4 protein-coding genes are annotated in these 2,426 nt (G+C 41.0%); 3 read left to right on the top strand and 1 reads right to left on the bottom strand.

The window, feature by feature from the left end:
- Both FC652_RS19460 and FC652_RS19455 read left to right on the top strand, forming a co-directional pair.
- The coding region (locus tag FC652_RS19460; RefSeq protein ID WP_176299827.1) for a hypothetical protein at positions 1 to 402 on the top strand (402 nt) is incomplete at its 5' end.
- A 9-nt stretch (positions 403 to 411) separates the two neighbouring features.
- Entirely contained in the window at positions 412 to 552 is a 141-nt protein-coding gene (locus FC652_RS19455) for a DUF3265 domain-containing protein (protein WP_176299828.1), read from the top strand.
- Positions 553 to 638: 86 nt separating this feature from the next.
- Here FC652_RS19455 and FC652_RS19450 read toward each other — a convergent pair whose 3' ends face one another.
- Positions 639 to 800: a hypothetical protein gene (locus tag FC652_RS19450; protein ID WP_176299826.1), complete on the bottom strand. Its 162-nt coding sequence runs from the start codon at positions 798 to 800 to the stop codon at positions 639 to 641.
- 363 nt (positions 801 to 1,163) lie between these two features.
- Here FC652_RS19450 and FC652_RS19445 point away from each other — a divergent pair, with 363 nt between their 5' ends.
- Positions 1,164 to 1,973 (top strand): hypothetical protein, encoded by an 810-nt coding sequence (locus tag FC652_RS19445; protein ID WP_011080280.1) that lies wholly within the window; start codon positions 1,164 to 1,166, stop codon positions 1,971 to 1,973.
- Positions 1,974 to 2,426: the final 453 nt, after the last annotated feature.

Below are 2,426 nucleotides of genomic sequence, written 5' to 3'. Positions count from 1 at the left end.
GGCTGTTCTGCACATGTCGACAAGTTTGGCTACTTAAAAAATTGGAATGATAAGTGGCAACAATGCGACGAACTGGGAAAGCAAACTGTCTTGAATTTTCCAAAATCTGTCTGGTTTGAGAGTTTGAGTCTTGGCGATAAAAAAGAAGTTTTTATATACATTTACTCTCTGAAAGAGTTCGAGTGCGCTCAAGTTGAAGCCGAAAAACTCAAATCTGTTTTAGATGATGTTGAAATTACGACATTAAACGAAGTTCTGAGTGGCTTTATTTATTTTGAGCCACCAAGCGATGAACGCATCAAGCACTTGGACAGAGTTGCTCTAGAGAATTTATCTAGTTCCATTAAAGGGCCTTTCAATGGTCTAGCAACGGCAGAGAGAATGGGGTTAGTAGAGTTCTAAGGTGAGTTCATTCTCATAACAAGGCGTTCAAGAGGGATTCATGCCGCGTGGCATTTTTGGTTTGCAGTGAGTTTTTGTGGTGAAAGTGGTCTGCGGGAAGTTGGTTTATACGGCATTCACCCCTTAACGCAGCGTTATGTTTGCTTGTAATTCAAAGGCTTAATGGTCTTAGACTCTAGTTCTTTGTCCCTTTGACAACTCGTCCCTATTAGACTCAGCAAATCCGCATTGTCGGTCTAAGTTCTTGAATCACTCAGGCCGTAAAACATGCCAATGCTCGCGGGTTGCTTCATTGTCAGGTCGTGGCGGTAGGCTTCTTGTTTAACTGGTTCAAAGTCGCTTTCAGGTTTATTACCAAGCAGCATTTCAGCTTGGCAGTTGCCTCGGCAATTCAACATTGTTTTGCGCTTTGGTTGGAAAGATAGGGCGCTTGTTGTTACTTGGTCGGGTTGCCTCATTGGGCAGGGAAGTGGGCTTACTTGCTTTAGGTTAATCGCCTTTGGTGGCCAAGTTGGTTCTTGCCTTGTGGTTTAGCTCAGAAAACTAGTCAGAAATAGCAGTTCTTTCTCAAGTAAATCATATGTTTGTGGTAAAACATAACAAGCAATTTAAGAGGGATTCACAACGCTCGGCATTTTTGCTTTTAATTCAAATTTAGTGTTTATGGCACAATGCGTTAGGTTTGGTTGGAGGCGTTGTTCACCCCTTAATTGGGCGTTATGTTTTCTTTCAATTTTCGATTTCAAGGATGATTCCGATTTATGAATAAAAAGGTTTTGACCATAGGCACTATTATCGTGGTTTTCGGAATTGCAATTTTAACAAAACCAAACTCAGGAGGACTTAAGCTCCCTAGCTGTAATTTTGAGAAAGTGGCAAATACGAAGATTAATTTTTTTGTTGACCAAGAAGTCTTAGAGTCATCTTCAATAGAAGACATTAAAAAATCGCTGAACGCTTCAATAAAGTACGCGAATCAGGTTTTAAAGAATTCATGTGTTCCATTGACCCGAAGCTTGGGTGATGTTGTACCACTTTACATAGATAAAAGTGAAGTTCGTAGTCTAGTCGCAGCAGGCAACTTGGTCGGTAAGGCTCTCGAAAAACAAAAAATATCAGTTAAACAGCTTAGTCCTAATGAAAAATATGGTCTGATTTTTCATGGAAAGCATGAAAGTCAATTTGGATTGTCTGGCCAAGCATCATCGTATTTTGGAGCGTGGTTCTTTGCTATCTCTTCTACTGCGCCAATACATGTGTTAGAGCATGAATTGGGTCATTTATCGTGGGCGCAGCATAGTGAGAAACATCCAATTCCCAATCTAACAATGTTTTTGAAATCCGCTGTTCCGCAAGGATATCAGGAAAAACTCGTTCCGTATGCTCGCGCATTTAAGTGTGGCGATTCAGGCACAATAATGAGTTATGAGCGGAATATACTGCCCATATATTCAAGCCCTCAAATCAAGTATCAAGAGGAATTTTGTGGCAATAGTGCGTCGGCTGACAATGCAAGGGTGTTGCGTGACTATGCGTTGACTTTATTGGAAACTGGCAAAGTTGGGCAATGAAAACATAACAAAGCGTTTAAGAGGGATTTGGCACGCGTGGCATTTTCAGTTTGCGTTGAGTTTGGTGGTTACGGCACTGTGCGGTAACTTTTGTATCGCGTGCCTGCACCCCTTAACGCAGCGTTATGCTTAATCAAATAAAATCAGTGGTTTATGATTTTTCCTTGTTCCCTTAGCTTTTTGGTTTTGAGCTCGTCGGCAAGTTGTCTTCATTGGGCGCTGTTTTTCGGACACTTATTCTTTGGCGCTGAAAATTCAGAGAATTGCCTCAGTCAATTTTCGAGCAAGCGCGAGGTTAGGGCGGTTGGCTCAATCAGCAATTTGAACTTAGTTTTTCGAGGTTTAGCAGCCAAATTTCAAAGTACGATTTTTAAAACTATGAGTCATTTCGGTTTTCTACGTTTTGGCTTTTGTTTGTGAATCAAAGTTGAGTTAATCTTGGTTTGGGTAAAA

The organism is Vibrio sp. 05-20-BW147 (assembly GCF_013369385.1).
Classification (GTDB): Bacteria; Pseudomonadota; Gammaproteobacteria; order Enterobacterales; family Vibrionaceae; genus Vibrio; species Vibrio floridensis.
Note: the sequence above shows the minus strand (reverse complement) of the source record. Positions and strands in the feature narration are given on the sequence as shown.

Excerpts from the sequence above, each read along its gene's own strand:
- FC652_RS19445 (WP_011080280.1), top strand. The coding sequence starts at position 1,164 with ATGAATAAAAAGGTTTTGACCATAGGCACTATTATCGTGGTTTTCGGA.
- FC652_RS19450 (WP_176299826.1), bottom strand. The coding sequence starts at position 800 with ATGTTGAATTGCCGAGGCAACTGCCAAGCTGAAATGCTGCTTGGTAAT.